Raw genomic sequence first — 14,859 nt, 5'->3', positions numbered from 1 at the left:
TAAAGAGAAAAAGCAAAACTCCTGAAAATTTTCAGGAGTTTTTTTATTTGATGTCTTGTCCTGAAAAAAGTTGACTAAAAATTAGATAATATGTCAACAAAAAAGAAAATTTCAAAAATTCCAATTGCCCCACAAATTTATAGCGAAGCATTTAAACGTCAAGTTGTAAGTGAATTTGAGAGGGGTTTATTTACTAAAGCAGAACTTCGAAGACGTTACAATATTTTAGGCAATAGTTGTCTACCAAGATGGTTAAAAAAATATGGTAAATTTACCTATGAAGATAAATTAACTATTGGTCGTCCTATGAAAGATCCTCAACAACAGCGTATAAAAGAGCTAGAGGCTCAATTAGCAAAAAAAGAAGAAGAATTAAAAGTATTCAAACGATTTATTGAAATAGCTGAACGTGAGCTTAAAATTGATATTGTAAAAAAGTCTGGTTCCAAGCAGTCGAAGAAATAAATGTAAATAGTTCATTGACTATTTATGAGTTATGCGAACTGTTTGGATACACAAAACAAGCATTTTACAAGCGAAAGTCAAAGGTAAAAACGCCTAAATACAACTCAGAATTATTACGAAGTTTAGTAGTTACTATTCGTAAGCAATTACCCCGAACAGGTGGCAAGAAACTTTATGTAATGTTACAAGATGAATTTATAAAACATCATATATCAATTGGTCGGGATCATTTTTTAGATTTTTTAAAAGCCGAATATTTACAAGTACCTAAAGCTCGAAGATATTACAAAACAACAAACTCAAGACATTGGATGAAACGCTATCCAAATTTAATTAGCAATTTAGTACTTAACAGGCCTGATCAAGTTTGGGTTGCTGATATAACTTATTTACGAACAAAAGAGAAAACATACTATTTGCATTTACTCACTGATGCTTGTTCCAAGAAAATCGTTGGTTATCAACTGTCAGATAATTTAATGAGTTCAACTACAGTAAAAGCTTTAGAAATGGCTTTGATTAACAGGGAAACAAAAAATCAACTCATTCACCATTCTGATAGAGGTTTACAATATTGCAGTAAAGAATATACCGAATTGTTAAAGAAAAACAATATTTTAATTAGTATGACGCAAGAATACGACCCGTATGAAAATGCAGTAGCAGAAAGAGTAAATGGAATTTTAAAAGAAGAATTTGGTTTACATGAAATATTTGAAAACTATCAAAATTTAAACAAACAAGTTACACAAGCCATAACTTTATACAACAATTTTAGAATACATATGTCAATTAATATGATAACTCCAAACCAAGCGCATCAACAAAAAACAATACAATTAAAACAATGGAAAAAAATAAATCGTAACAGAATTAATTCTGTTACGATTTAACTATATTTGAATTATTAACGAGTCAACCTTTTTTAGGACAACTCATGACAAATTTTCTTTGTTTCTTATAACTTTTTAATTGGTTCTTTTGTTTACATTTCTGCATCATTGAAATTTCCGTAGAATTTTGGCATTTGCCAATGGTATTTTACCGCAAGAGTTCTAATGCTTACAATAAGAAGAATGGTTAAGATTTGATTAATTTCTTCAGACAAACCACTGAAATTTTTCAGAAGGATGTAGACTATTCCACCTGCAATTGCTGCAGTCGCATAAATTTCTTTTCTGAAAATCAAAGGAATTCTGTTCAGTAAAATATCTCGGATAATTCCTCCAAAACAACCGGTAATTGTGCCTAAAACTACTCCAATAACGGGATGTAAGTCGGCATTTAATCCTTTTTGAACCCCAATAATTGTAAAAAGTCCCAATCCAAGACTATCAAAAATAAAAAGCGTTACCTGAAATTTTTTCTCAATTAATTTGAATATCATCGTAAAAATAGCAGTGAAAAAAATCAAACTCACGGCTAATAAATCGTGCATCCAAAAAACAGGGACATCTAGTAATAAATCTCTTACTGTTCCGCCACCTACAGAAGTTACAAATGCAATGATGAGAACGCCAAAAGGATCGAAACGCTTTTGCATAGCCGCAAAACTTCCCGACATCGCAAAAGATATCGTACCAAGGACTTCTATTAAAAAGGTAAAATCTGGAAGCATGGGTAGAAAAAGTTTAAAAAAAAATCGAGTGAAAATTAAAAAATTCTAAACTCTCACTGCATCAGGAACAAATAATTGATATTCTCCGTTGTTAGAAATAATTTCTCTTACAATACTGCTGCTGATAAATGATTTTCCAGAAGAGGTAAGTAAGAAAACGGTTTCTAATTTTCTTCTCGCCAAAGTTCTGTTAGTATGAGCAATTGCTTTTTCAAATTCAAAATCGGCAGGATTTCTGAGACCTCTCAGAATAAATTGAGCTTCTTTTTTGATGCAATAATCGATGGTTAATCCTTCAAAATAATCTACTTCTACATTGGGGAAATGCGCTACAGATTTTTGAATAAATTCCATGCGTTTTTCTAGCGGAAACATATATTTTTTCTGAGAATTCTGTCCGATAGCGATGATGAGTTTATCAAACAGAGGAACAGCTCTTTCAATAATGTCAAGATGTCCTAAAGTAATCGGGTCAAAAGATCCTGGAAATACAGCGATTTTCATTTTTTTAAGCTTTCTGCAGTCAGCAATCTGCCTTCTGCTATTGTTTTTTATAATTTTTTGCTGAAAGCCAAATGCCGACAGCAGATTGCAATTTACTTTTTAAGTGCTTTTTCTACTTCGTTTCCACAAAGGTCTTTGATAGAAATTCCGTAAATTTTTGCTTGTTGAGGTAAAATAGAAGCCGGTGAAAATCCAGGATTGGTATTCATTTCTAGCATGTAAGGCGTTCCATCCATAATGATGTATTCACTTCTAGAAAAACCGCTCATTCCCAAAGATTCATAGGCATGTTTTGCGATTTTTTCTACTTTGTATCTGGTTTCATCGTCTAATCTAGCTGGTGTAATTTCTTCGGAAGCACCTTCATATTTCGCTTCGTAATCGAAAAATTCTTTGTGTGGAACAATTTCTGTAATTCCAAGAACAATGGTTTCTCCTTTGTAATCGATTACACCTACAGAAACCTCCATTCCATTTAAGAAAGATTCTATTAAAATTTCATCATCTTCTTTGAAGGCAAATTCTATCGCTGCTGCCAATTCAGATTTGGCTTTAACTTTAGAAATCCCGAGCGAAGAGCCACTTTGATTGGGTTTTACAAATAAAGGAAGTCCTAATTCTTCTACAATTTTATCTTCATTGATATTTTCTCCTTTTCTCAGGTAAAAACTTTTTGCAGAAGGAATTCCGTATTTTGCTAAAACGGCAAGAGTATCTTTTTTGTTGAAAGTAAGAGCGCTTTTGTAGAAATCACAGCCTGTATATTTTTGACCAATAGCGTTCCAATAGCCTTGTAATTCACCATTTTCTCCAGGAGCACCATGAATAATGTTGAAACAAACGTCAAATTTTAAAATTGCTCCGTCTGAAAGCGTTACCGAAAAATCTCCTTTGTTAATGGGAAGTTTTTCTTCATTTTCGTTTAAAAAGTACCATTCTTCTTTTAGAACTACTACTTTATAAACATTATATAAATCTCTGTCTAGAGAATCATAAATCAATTGGCCACTTTTCAGAGAAACCTTGTATTCATCAGAGAAGCCACCCATTACTACGGCTACATTTTTCTTGCTCATACTTTTTAAAAAACTAATAAACGCAAATGTAATTATTTTTCAACTTAAATATTTCATAATTTTATATTTATATTTGCGTTTATATTTCGAATAAATAAAAAATTTATGCTTCGATCTTTTTTCCACTGGAAAGTTTTTGTAAACTTAATAGTAGCACTTGTAATTTTTGTAGGAGTAGTTTGGCTTACCTTTCGATGGCTAGAGTTTCACACCAATCACGGTGAAGAAATTCAGGTTCCGAATGTTGTCAATATGAAGGTACAACAAGCAATAGAGGTTTTAGATGACCAAGGCTTAGAATATGAAGTAGATAGTGGTAAATATGATCCAAAATTTAAACCATTACAAGTTCTTAAAATCTATCCACATCCAGGTTCTAGAGTAAAAGATGGTAGAGCCATTCTTTTAAAAGTAAATCCTAAAACTTATGCACCAGTTGCGGTTCCAGATGTTTTAGATAGATATAAGTATTTGGCTTTCAGGAAGTTTGATTTATTAGGGTTAAAGGTAGGAGATACTATTTATGAGCCTAATATTCAGAAAGATGCTATTATAAGAATGATGTTTAATGGCAGAGTGATCAAACCTGGAGAAAAAGTTCCTATGTTTTCTACGCTTGATTTAGTCATTGGTTCTGGACCGATGAGAAATGTAGTGATTCCTAATTTGGTAGGAAGAACTGTAGCAGAAGCGAAAGCTATTATTGCTCAAAATTACTTTGAAGTAGGATTGGTAGAACATGAAGACGGACAAAATAATGATTCTGATATTATTTACTATCAAGATCCTGCAAGTGGTTCTGTAAGAGATCAAGGAATGCAAATAGATTTGTGGGCAAGTAAAAAAACACCAGCCGAAATGCAGTCTAAAATCCAAAAACTGAATAGCATTTATAAAACTACGGATATTAATACCATGCCAGAACCTTCTGACAATGAATTTATCCCAGTTCCAAGTGAAGAACCTGTAAATACTACACCAAAACCACCGGTAGAAAAACCCAAACCAACTACGAATACAAATAATACAAAACCTGCGGAAACAAAACCAGCAGAAGAAAAACCTGCTAAAAAGGTAATTGTAGAGTAGTTTTTTAGAAATTAAAATAATTTATAGAACTTTGCCGAAAATTTTTTGGCAAAGTTTTTTTGAATAATATGAGCGAAAAAGAAGATTTTTTAGAAGAAGATTTATTGTTAGAAGACGAAAATTCTAATGACGAAGAAAACTCGGGGTTGTTTGAACATCTCAATATTACTGTTGATAAAAAACAAGAACCTTTAAGAATAGATAAATTTCTTTTGATTTATCGCCAGAATTCTTCTAGAAATAAGATTTCGCAAACGTGTAGAGCAGGAAACGTTATCGTAAATGGTAATCCTGTAAAACAAAATTATCGTGTAAAGCCGGGAGATGAAATTTCGGTTTTATTAACGCATCCTCCTCGTGAAAATGTTATCATTCCAGAAGATATTCCATTTAAAATTGTCTATGAAGATGAAGATGTTCTGGTGGTAGACAAAGAGCCGGGAATGGTTGTGCATCCAGGTTTTGGGAATTGGAAAGGAACATTGGTGAATGCAGTTGCGTTTCATTTTCAGAAAAATGGATTTACCTCAGATTTAGATAGAGTAGGATTGGTTCATAGAATTGATAAAGATACTTCTGGACTGATCGTTTTAGCCAAAAATGAGTATGCATTGAGCTTTTTAGCCAAGCAATTTTTTGATCGAAAAACCAAACGTTTGTATTGGGCTTTTGTTTGGGGAAATTTAGAAAATGACGAAGGAACAATCAGAGGACACATCGGAAGACATCAGAAAAACCGAATGCAAATGGCAGTTTATGAAGATGGAAGCCAAGGAAAACATGCGGTAACTCATTATAAAGTTTTAGAAAGATTCAAATATATGACTTGGGTAGAATGCAAACTAGAAACGGGAAGAACTCACCAAATTAGAGCGCATTTTAAACATATTGGTCATACTCTTTTTAACGATGAAAGATATGAAGGTCATCAAATTTTGCGTGGGGTAAACTTACCAAAATACAAGCAATTTGTGAAAAATGTCTTCGAAGTTTTACCTAGACATGCTTTACACGCTCATACTTTAGGCTTCATTCATCCCACAACAAAAAAAGAAATGTATTTTGAGTCACCGATGCCAAAAGATATGCAAGATGCGGTTGAAAAATGGAGAAATTACTTGCAAAATTCTTAATTCCAATCGTTTTCGGTCAGGTTTAAGACAAAGAAATTTTCAATTCCATACTTTTTACTTAAATTTGACGTTTAGAAATTCACGACCATGAAAAAAATATTATTCACATTTTTTGCTGCTTTTTCAGGATTGAGCTATGCTCAAGAAACTATTCCTATGTATCAGCAGTATTTATTTGATAGTGAATTTCTCTTTAATCCTGCGCATATTGGTAAAACAGATGATGTGAATTTGGTTGCTAACTATCAAAAACAATTTTCAAAATTTGATGAATCTCCTAATGTACAATCAGTGGGAATTCATGCCAATGCTTTTGATAGAGTAGGAATAGGCGCTTATTTTTTCCGTGACCAAAACGGACCAATTTCTGCAAACGGAATTGCAATTGGTGCTTCTTATTTTGTTCCACTCAGTGATGAAGATGGCAGAAAAGACCAATTTTCTTTCGGAACTTCAGTAAATTTTTACAATCAGAACTTTGATGTTTCTAAAGTAAATGCGCAAGATCCAAATGATCCTTTGCTTTACGAAAATAACAACAGTATTTTCATTGCTTATGCTAACTTAGGATTACAAGCTACTTATAGCAGAGCTTTTGCTGGGATTTCTGTTGCAGATATTCCATTGAGTAACAATACACCAGTGGTAAATGGTATAGAACCGTCGCCAACCAGATTTTACCTTAATGCAGGATATGACTGGGAAATTACCGAAGGATTTTCGGTAGAACCTTCTGTGATGATGAATTTGAATACCAATTCATCTAGAATGTTTGACATCAATGTTTTGATGAAATTGTATGGTGAGAGTGACTATTTTGCCGCGGGAATCAATTACAGAACGGCAAAAAGTGCTGTGGGAAGCCAACAGTTAAGCATGTCACCTATTATTAAATTTAAACTTAATAAACTCCATTTCGGAGCTTCTTATAATTTAGGATTGTCTGATATTCAAGAATACGGCGGAAATTCGTTCATGCTCAGTTTAGGATATGATATTCCTAATTTCATCAATCAAAGAGGATTTAGATATCGTTAACGAATTTTTAGAATTACGATTTCAGACTTACGATTTATTAGTAAATCGTCTATCAAACATCTAACACCCAACAAAATTGATTTACCTCCACATTCCTTTTTGCAAGCAGAAATGCAGTTATTGCAATTTTCATTTTTCTACTTCATTGAAGCAGAAAGACGAAATGATTTCGGCAATAAAAAAAGAAATTTTTCTAAGAAAAGAGGAGCTGGAAAATAAAACACTTTCATCGCTGTATTTTGGTGGCGGAACTCCATCTATTTTTTCTGTGGACGAGATCAAATCTTTAATAGATGAGGTTTTAAAGTATTTTGACTTTGAAAAAAATATTGAAATCACGCTAGAAGCTAATCCTGATGATTTGGATAAAAATTTTCTGAAAGATTTAGCCAAAACCGAAATCAATCGACTTTCTATAGGAACGCAAAGTTTTTTTGAAGAAGATTTAAAGCTCATGAATCGTGCTCACAATGCTTCTGAAGCCGAAAGTTCTATCAAAAGAGCGCAAGATTTTGGCTTCAAAAATCTGAGTATTGATCTAATTTATGGTTCGCCGACTTCCAATTTTGAAATCTGGAAAAAAAATCTTCAGAAAACCATAGAATTGCAAGTTCCTCACGTTTCTTCTTATGCATTGACCATCGAGCCTAAAACTGCTTTGAATGCTTGGATTAAGAAACATAAAATCGCAGAACCGAAAGAAACAGAGCAAAATAAAGAGTTTTATTATATGTCTGATTTTCTAAAAGACAACGGTTTTATACATTACGAAATTTCTAATTTTGCTAAAAAAGATTTTGAATCGAAGCACAATTCAGCGTATTGGAAATATAAAGAATATCTGGGAATCGGACCTTCTGCACATTCTTATAACGGTAGAAACGAGCGCAGTTGGAATATTGCTAATAACACCATTTATATTAAGAATTTAGCAGAAAACATCCTTCCCAAGGAAACCGAAAAACTTTCTGAAAAAGACCAGTACAATGAAATGCTCATGATTGGTCTCAGAACGATTTGGGGTGTAGATTTAGAACAACTCAACGAAAAATTTTCTGGTGAAATTTTAGAAATTTTTAAAAACAGCATTCAGTCAAAATTAGAAGAAGGAATTCTAGTGATAGAAGAAAATCACTTAAAAATTCCAGAAGAACATTGGTTTTTAGCCGATGGAATTGCTTCAGACCTGTTTATTCTTTAAAAAATCTAAAATCTAAAATCTAAAATCTAAAATCTTTAGTATTTTTGTAAAAATTTCAAGCCTTTGAAACCAGATTATTCTCATCTTTCATCATCACAACCGATAGGGATTTTTGATTCCGGTGTTGGTGGACTTACTGTAGCCAAAGAAATAAAACGATTAATGCCGCACGAAAATTTTATTTATTTCGGTGACACTGCACATTTACCTTACGGCGAAAAATCTAGAGAAGCGATTATCGGTTTTTCTTTAAAAATTACCCAATTTTTATTAGAAAATAATTGTAAAGCCATCGTTATTGCTTGTAATACGGCCACTGCAAATGCTTTGCAAGAGGTGAAGGAATTGGTGGGAAATCAGGCTTTGGTTTTTGATGTTATTAACCCAGTTGCAGAAAAAGTAGCTTTCGAGATTCACCAAAATGTAGGAGTTATTGCGACTAAAGCAACGGTAAATTCTGGTTTGTACAGAAAATCTATCCGAAAACTGAATAAATATATTCAAGTAGATGAATTGGCGACCCCATTATTGGTTCCTGCCATCGAAGAAGGTTTTGTAAATCACCCAATTACACACGCGATTATTTATAACTATTTGAGCGACAAAAAGTTAAAAAATATAGAAACACTTATCTTGGGTTGTACCCATTATCCGCTTTTGATTGAAGAGATTAAAAAATATTACGGAACAAGAGTAAGAGTAATTGATTCTCCTAAAATTGTAGCGAGTTATGTAAGGGATATTTTGAGCAAAAATGACCTGCTTAATCCTCAACATGAAGAAGGAAATACCGATTTTTACCTTTCGGATATTACAAAAAACTTCGAGAAAATTTCGAAAAAATTCTTTGGAAATAAAATTAGTTTGGACCATAAAGTATTGTAGAGGTACGAGATTCGAGTTTTTGGGTTAAGAAATTTTACACCTCGGAACTCGGAACTCGCATCTCGGAACTGAAAAAACTAAAACTCACATTTCCGTATTTTCTGGTTTCGATTAATTGAGGATGCTCTAATTTCATTTTAGATTGATGTTCTAAAACAAAAGTTCCGTTTTCTTTTAAAAAATTATTATTGAGAACCAAAGAAATCAGTTCATTGTATTTTTTTTCTTCTAATTCAAAAGGTGGATCTGCAAAAACAATGTCAAATGTTTTCTTAGTTCTGTTTTTCTTTAACCATTCGAAAACATCACCACGCTGTACATTAATTTGAAGCGCCATTTCTAGTTCTGCAGCAGTAGAGTTAATGAAAGCAGCATGTTTAGGATTCATTTCTACAACGGTAACGTCTTTACAATCTCTAGAGGCAAACTCTAAACTGATAGAGCCAATTCCAGCAAAAAGGTCTAAAACTGAGCAAAATTCTACTTCGTGACGATTCGCCAAAATACTGAAAAGTGCTTCTTTAGCAAAGTCTGTGGTAGGTCTTACATCGAAATTTTTAGGCGCAGAAATTCTTTTTGCTTTCCATTTGCCAGAGATAATTCTATACATGGTTGATTTTTGATAAATGATTTTTAAGAAAGAACAAAATTCTTTTTCGGAGCGTTGTCAAAATGGACTTTAATATTTTTAACAAACTTTCTCAATTCTGAAATAAAGGTTTCGTTTTCGTGAGTTTCTCCATAAATATGAAAATGCGTTTCTGCGGTTCCAAAATTTATTTTGCTCAAAGAAAACATAATGAAATACAAGAAATCTACTTCAGAATCAGCATCTAAGTTATTGTAAAGTGCCACTTTTTTATTTTCAAAAGCGAAAAACTCTACTTGATGATGATATAGATTGATATGAATTTCTTTGTGGTTTTTAACAGTTAAAGCATTTAAAAATTTTTCGCCAGAGAAATTAAATTTCGTAGGTAATTTTTTTGCTTTAATTTTTTGGTAAAAATGCTTTGGAAAAGTGTAGTAAAATTGCACCGCAAATTTTTTGTTCACAGAAAGCATCAATTCTTCGTTGGCTTCATCTACAGGAGCGTTATAAGAAATCAGTTTATAGCCCAATTCGTGCTCTGTAAAACTATCTGGAGTAAGCGAAAAATGATTGAGCGCAGAAATCACTTCTATTTCTTTGTAGTCATCAAATTTTAACACATCATCTAGTTTTTCTTCTACTAAATGAGGCGAAGTTTCTTCTGTCACGAAATAAAATGTTTCTTCTAGCACTGTTTTTCCTTTAGAAATGTGCCATTGTAAACCATCTTTGGTGAAAAGTAAAGAAAGTTTTTTCATAGTTTTTTACCAATAAATGCAAAGGTATTGATTTTTAAACTATTTTTGAAAGATAGTTAATGTAATATGAAAAATCTCGTTTTATTTATTGCACTTTTGAGTTTCACTTTTGGATTCTCTCAAGAGAAAAAGAAGCAAGTTGTAGAAGCAGCTTGCGGACAATGTCAGTTCAAAATGAAAGACAAAAAAGGTTGTGATTTAGCCGTAAGAATTGATGGGAAAAGCTATTTTGTAGAAGGTACTAAAATTAATGACCATGGAGACGCTCATGCTGACGACGGTTTTTGCAATGCAATCAAAAAAGCAGAAGTCATCGGCGAAGTGAAGGATGGGAAATTTGTGGTAAGTTATTTCAAATTACTGCCTAATTCTACAAAAAAGTAACCAAGACATTTCCTGTGCTGTGGTAGAAAAAATCATGGTCTTCGTATTCTATTCCTGCGAAACCTTGTAAAACTTCGTGCACCATATTTTGCAAAACGCCATCACCAATTCCGTGGATAATGTTCAGTTTTTTTATGTTATTGTTTCTGCAATATTCTAATTTTTCAATCAGTTTTTCACGCTGAATCATCAATCTTTCCCAAGATTCAAAATCTTGAGGATTATTGACCAATTTTTCAAAATGTAAATCAATGGACTGCGGTTTATTTTGATTTTTTTTAGAAATTTTGGTAGACGTTTCCTTTTTTGCAGTGATAGAAATATCGTCATAAATATTATGATTGTGGAGTACGACTTTACTTTTTTCAATGTCATAAGGAAAACCGTGTTCGTCTTCTATTTGCACCAAATTTCCTTTGAAAGCAGAAATTTTCCCTTTCAAATCATCATCTATCACCGAAACCAAATCGCCTATTTTCACCATTTTTCATTTTTAAACATTAAGATTTTCATTGATATATTAAGTTTCATTAAGTTTTTGAAAATTTGAAGAATTTTCATCTTAAATTTCTTAATTCCTTAATTGAAACTTAATGGTTTACTTTATTCCCAATTCCACCACTTCTAAATTTTCAATTTTCTCACCATTAATTTCAAATCTCAGCATGGTTCTCATTTTATGCCAACCGTGTTTTCCAGCAGCGCCAGGATTGAGATGCAGAATTTCTAACTCTTTATCATACATTACTTTTAATATGTGAGAATGTCCGGAAATAAAAATTTGAGGTTTTTCTTCCTTTAATATTTGTTTTACTCGTGGTGCATATTTATGAGGATATCCGCCAATGTGAATCATCACTACTTTTACTTTTTCACATTCGAAAACATTTATTTCTGGGAATTCAGCTCTTATTTTTGCCTCATCGATGTTCCCGAAAACACCGCGTAATGTTCCTGCTTTTTTCAGTTCGTCTATCACTTCTAAGTTTCCAAAATCACCAGCATGCCAAATTTCATCAGCATTTTTGGCGTATTCTAAAATTCTATCGTCTATATAAGAATGCGTGTCAGAAAGTAGAAGGATTTTCATTTTGCTAATTTCTTTAAATTTCTTTAATTAAAATAATATTTATAAGATTTTCATTGTAATTTGACATTGCGTTCCTACGGAACGCTATTTGTTTTTTGTAGCATTATTACACACATTTCGTTCCTACGGAACGGTTTTAAATTTTATGAGTTTATATTATATTTTTAAAGTTCTGTTCCGTAGGAACTATAGGTTTGTAGGAAAATGTTAATTGTTTTTAATAAGTTCCGTAGGAACGACACAAAAAAAATATTCTGGCGCGAGCGAAGCGAGCGTAGAAGTTTCCGAATTGCGCATAGTTGAAATGAAGAACTGCCCGTGAAATTAGCCACGATGGAAATGAAAATCCCGCAACAAGCATTGGTAGTAGCTTTGGCGTGAGGAATTGTAATGGACAGCGTGACGGATAATGAAAAGAAACAAAATCTTCTTGCTCCTAAAAATTTCATTAAATTTGCCGAAAATTATGCGCTACTTTATTGAGTTTTCCTATAATGGTTCTACGTTTTTTGGCTATCAAATTCAGCCAAATGAGATTTCTGTGCAAGAAGAATTAGAAAAAGCACTTTCTACGATTTTACGAACTGAAATTAAAACTACGGGAGCAGGAAGAACAGATACTGGAGTTCACGCCAAGAAAATGTTTGCACATTTTGATTTTGATGGAGAAATTTCTGAGAAATTAGTGCATCAACTGAATTCTTTTCTTCCACCAAGTATTGCTGTGAAGAAGGTTTTTGAGGTAAAAGAAGATTTTCACGCGAGATTTTCAGCAAAATACAGAACGTATGAATATTATATTTCGCTAGAGAAAAATCCTTTTTCTGAAAAATTTGCGTGGCAACATTGGAAAAAATCTCTGGATGTGGAAAAAATGAATGAAGCGTGCAAAATTCTCTTTGAGTACGAAGATTTCGGGAGTTTTGCAAAAGTGGGAGCAGATAATAAAACCAATATTTGTAAAATCTATCACGCAAATTGGGAACAAAACGGAAATGAACTTAAATTTACCATCTCAGCAGATAGATTTCTCAGAAATATGGTTCGTGCGATTGTAGGAACTATGGTAGAAATAGGCAGTGGAAAACTAAAACCTGCCGATTTAAGAAATGTGATAGAAGCTAAAAATAGAGGTGTTGCAGGAACTTCTGCACCAGCTCATGCATTGTTTTTAGTAGATGTAGGATACGATTTTTAAAAAAAATATGAACAAAAAACCAACCACCAGTAATATCATTCAGCGTCTTTTTTTCATAGGAATGAAATTTAGAACGTGGTTTATTTTAGCCCTAATTATCTCTATTATTTTAGCGATAGTTTCGGTGTATAGACCTATTCTTACTCAGCAGATTGTAGATATTGATATCTTGAAACTGAAAGACAATAGTGTCTTGATGAAAGATATTTATTTCTTAATTGGTTTGGTAGTAGCAGAAACTATTTTGAATTTCTTTCTCGTTTTTCTTTCTAATTATATTGCTCAAAATGTAATTAGAGACATTAGAGAAAGGCTGTATCATAAACTCATTTATTTTAAAACTTCATTCTTTGATAAAACTGCTATCGGAAATTTAGTGACCAGAGCAGTAGGAGATGTAGAAACCATTGCCACGGTTTATACTGATGGATTTTTGATGGTTTTTGGAGATATTTTGAAAGTGGTTTTCGTTTTGGTAGCGATGTTTCAGGTGAATACCGAGCTGAGTTATATTTCGCTTACCATTTTACCTATCATGTTGGTGATTACAAGGTTTTTCCAGAAAAAATTAAGAAAAGCATTTGGTGACGAAAGGGCTTGGACTTCTACTCAAAACAGTTTCGTGCAAGAAAGACTTTCGGGAATGTCACTCATTCAAGTTTTTAATAGACAAGAAGCAGAATTTAAGAAATTTGATGATATTAATGTCAATTTAAAGGCAGCTTTACTGAAAACGGTTTTCTATTTTTCACTATTTTTTCCTGTGGTGGAACTGATTTCTTCTGTTTTTATAGGGTTGATTCTTTTTGTGGCAGGATATAATGCATTGACGGCGAGAGATATTTCTCCGGGACAAGTGATTGCGTTTATTTCTTATATAAATATGTTGATTCGTCCGCTTCGTCAGATTGCAGATAGATTTAATAATATTCAGCGTGGTTTGGTAGGTGCAGAAAGAGTTTTAGGAATTATGGACGAAGAAAATTCGATGCCGAATCTCGGAACCATCAAAAAAGACCATATCGAAGGAAAGATAGAATTCCAAAATGTAAGATTTTCTTATGACGAAAAGCAAGAAGTTCTGAAAGGAGTCGATTTCAAAGTAAATCCGGGTGAAACAGTGGCGATAGTTGGAGCAACAGGTGCTGGGAAATCTACCATTATTCAGTTGATTACAAGATTTTATGATATTAACTCGGGTAAAATTTTACTGGATGATATTGATATCAGAGATTATGAATTGTACGATTTGCGAATCAAATTAGGGGTAGTTCTACAAGATGTTTTCCTTTTCCATGGAAGTATTTATGAAAATCTTACTTTAGGAGATACTATTCCGCTCGAAAAAATTAAAAAAGTTGCCCAAGATATAGAAGTAGATGAATTTATTGAGCGATTACCGGGAGGTTATGACTTTGTGGTTAGCGAGAGAGGAAGCAGTATTTCTCTTGGTCAGCGACAGTTGTTATCTTTCTTAAGAGCATATCTTTCTGATCCTAAGATTTTGATTTTAGACGAAGCCACTTCTTCTATAGACCCAGAAAGTGAAAAATTGATACAGAAAGCTACTGAGAAAATTACTCAAAACAGAACTTCAATTATCATTGCGCATAGATTGTCAACCATAGAAAAAGCCGACAAAATTCTCGTGATGGATTCTGGTAAAGTAGTAGAAGAAGGCAAACACGACGAACTATTGGCGAAAAATGGATATTATGCAAATTTGTATAAAGCACAGCTCCACAAAGAAATTTTTTAATTTTTGTAATTAAATTTTGTGGAGTTTAAAAATTTTTATACTTTTGCAACCACAAAATGAGATGTAATA

The 14,859-nt window shown here is 32.8% G+C and carries 16 protein-coding genes; 9 read left to right on the top strand and 7 right to left on the bottom strand.

Going from position 1 to position 14,859, the window contains the following annotated elements; all coding sequences use genetic code 11:
• Nucleotides 1-90: 90 nt before the first annotated feature.
• Nucleotides 91-1,358, top strand: a protein-coding gene (locus tag KKQ76_RS08385) for an IS3 family transposase (RefSeq protein WP_213196737.1) whose coding sequence is annotated in 2 segments (ribosomal slippage) — nucleotides 91-430 and nucleotides 430-1,358 — 1,269 coding nt in all. Because the reading frame shifts where the segments join, the coding sequence is not laid out codon by codon here.
• Between the two features lie 92 nt (nucleotides 1,359-1,450).
• Here the strand turns inward: KKQ76_RS08385 and KKQ76_RS08380 are convergent.
• The 3 genes from KKQ76_RS08380 to KKQ76_RS08370 form a co-directional block, all read right to left on the bottom strand.
• Nucleotides 1,451-2,083, bottom strand: coding sequence for a trimeric intracellular cation channel family protein (locus KKQ76_RS08380; protein WP_213196736.1), 633 nt, complete (start codon nucleotides 2,081-2,083; stop codon nucleotides 1,451-1,453).
• 45 nt (nucleotides 2,084-2,128) lie between these two features.
• Nucleotides 2,129-2,587 (bottom strand): pantetheine-phosphate adenylyltransferase, encoded by a 459-nt coding sequence (coaD, locus tag KKQ76_RS08375; protein ID WP_213196735.1) that lies wholly within the window; start codon nucleotides 2,585-2,587, stop codon nucleotides 2,129-2,131.
• A 92-nt stretch (nucleotides 2,588-2,679) separates the two neighbouring features.
• Complete coding sequence (locus KKQ76_RS08370) at nucleotides 2,680-3,663, bottom strand: D-alanine--D-alanine ligase (protein ID WP_213196734.1); 984 nt, start codon at nucleotides 3,661-3,663, stop codon at nucleotides 2,680-2,682.
• A 105-nt stretch (nucleotides 3,664-3,768) separates the two neighbouring features.
• Between KKQ76_RS08370 and KKQ76_RS08365 the strand changes: the two genes are divergently transcribed.
• The 5 genes from KKQ76_RS08365 to murI all read left to right on the top strand — a co-directional run bounded on the left by KKQ76_RS08365 (nucleotide 3,769) and on the right by murI (nucleotide 9,009).
• Nucleotides 3,769-4,752, top strand: coding sequence for a PASTA domain-containing protein (locus KKQ76_RS08365; RefSeq protein WP_213196733.1), 984 nt, complete (start codon nucleotides 3,769-3,771; stop codon nucleotides 4,750-4,752).
• Between the two features lie 68 nt (nucleotides 4,753-4,820).
• Nucleotides 4,821-5,885, top strand: a complete 1,065-nt coding sequence (locus KKQ76_RS08360) for an RluA family pseudouridine synthase (protein WP_213196732.1) — start codon at nucleotides 4,821-4,823, stop codon at nucleotides 5,883-5,885.
• Nucleotides 5,886-5,972: 87 nt separating this feature from the next.
• On the top strand, nucleotides 5,973-6,923 hold the full coding sequence (locus KKQ76_RS08355; RefSeq protein ID WP_069799607.1) for a PorP/SprF family type IX secretion system membrane protein: 951 nt from the start codon (nucleotides 5,973-5,975) through the stop codon (nucleotides 6,921-6,923).
• Between the two features lie 76 nt (nucleotides 6,924-6,999).
• Nucleotides 7,000-8,124 (top strand): radical SAM family heme chaperone HemW, encoded by a 1,125-nt coding sequence (gene hemW, locus KKQ76_RS08350; protein WP_213196731.1) that lies wholly within the window; start codon nucleotides 7,000-7,002, stop codon nucleotides 8,122-8,124.
• 63 nt (nucleotides 8,125-8,187) lie between these two features.
• Nucleotides 8,188-9,009: a glutamate racemase gene (murI, locus tag KKQ76_RS08345; RefSeq protein ID WP_213196730.1), complete on the top strand. Its 822-nt coding sequence runs from the start codon at nucleotides 8,188-8,190 to the stop codon at nucleotides 9,007-9,009.
• Between the two features lie 34 nt (nucleotides 9,010-9,043).
• Here murI and rsmD read toward each other — a convergent pair whose 3' ends face one another.
• Both rsmD and KKQ76_RS08335 read right to left on the bottom strand, forming a co-directional pair.
• The gene (gene rsmD / locus KKQ76_RS08340) at nucleotides 9,044-9,637 is read right to left on the bottom strand and encodes a 16S rRNA (guanine(966)-N(2))-methyltransferase RsmD (RefSeq protein WP_262897650.1); all 594 of its coding nucleotides are present in this window, start codon (nucleotides 9,635-9,637) and stop codon (nucleotides 9,044-9,046) included.
• Nucleotides 9,638-9,642: 5 nt separating this feature from the next.
• A complete protein-coding gene (locus KKQ76_RS08335; protein ID WP_213196728.1) occupies nucleotides 9,643-10,359 on the bottom strand; it encodes a DUF3822 family protein in 717 nt (238 codons plus the stop codon).
• Between the two features lie 66 nt (nucleotides 10,360-10,425).
• On the opposite strand from KKQ76_RS08335, the gene KKQ76_RS08330 reads away from it, so the two are divergent.
• Nucleotides 10,426-10,743 carry a DUF6370 family protein gene (locus KKQ76_RS08330; RefSeq protein WP_213196727.1) on the top strand — a complete coding sequence of 106 codons (318 nt, stop codon included), beginning with the start codon at nucleotides 10,426-10,428 and terminating at the stop codon, nucleotides 10,741-10,743.
• Here the strand turns inward: KKQ76_RS08330 and KKQ76_RS08325 are convergent.
• Together KKQ76_RS08325 and KKQ76_RS08320 are read right to left on the bottom strand one after the other, a co-directional pair.
• A complete protein-coding gene (locus tag KKQ76_RS08325) occupies nucleotides 10,730-11,227 on the bottom strand; it encodes a Smr/MutS family protein (protein ID WP_246501371.1) in 498 nt (165 codons plus the stop codon). The two genes, KKQ76_RS08330 and KKQ76_RS08325, sit on opposite strands and share 14 nt — an antisense overlap.
• Nucleotides 11,228-11,341: 114 nt before the next feature.
• The gene (locus KKQ76_RS08320) at nucleotides 11,342-11,833 is read right to left on the bottom strand and encodes a metallophosphoesterase family protein (RefSeq protein ID WP_213196726.1); all 492 of its coding nucleotides are present in this window, start codon (nucleotides 11,831-11,833) and stop codon (nucleotides 11,342-11,344) included.
• A gap of 466 nt (nucleotides 11,834-12,299) precedes the next feature.
• On the opposite strand from KKQ76_RS08320, the gene truA reads away from it, so the two are divergent.
• A complete protein-coding gene (gene truA / locus KKQ76_RS08315) occupies nucleotides 12,300-13,031 on the top strand; it encodes a tRNA pseudouridine(38-40) synthase TruA (protein WP_213196725.1) in 732 nt (243 codons plus the stop codon).
• A 7-nt stretch (nucleotides 13,032-13,038) separates the two neighbouring features.
• Nucleotides 13,039-14,790 carry an ABC transporter ATP-binding protein gene (locus KKQ76_RS08310; protein ID WP_213196724.1) on the top strand — a complete coding sequence of 584 codons (1,752 nt, stop codon included), beginning with the start codon at nucleotides 13,039-13,041 and terminating at the stop codon, nucleotides 14,788-14,790.
• The last annotated feature ends 69 nt before the right edge of the window (nucleotides 14,791-14,859 follow it).

Origin of the sequence: Cloacibacterium caeni (genome assembly GCF_907163105.1) — a bacterium.
Taxonomy (GTDB): domain Bacteria; phylum Bacteroidota; class Bacteroidia; order Flavobacteriales; family Weeksellaceae; genus Cloacibacterium; species Cloacibacterium caeni_A.
The sequence above is the reverse complement of the archived record's forward strand: the minus strand, read 5'-3'. Positions and strand labels throughout refer to the sequence as shown.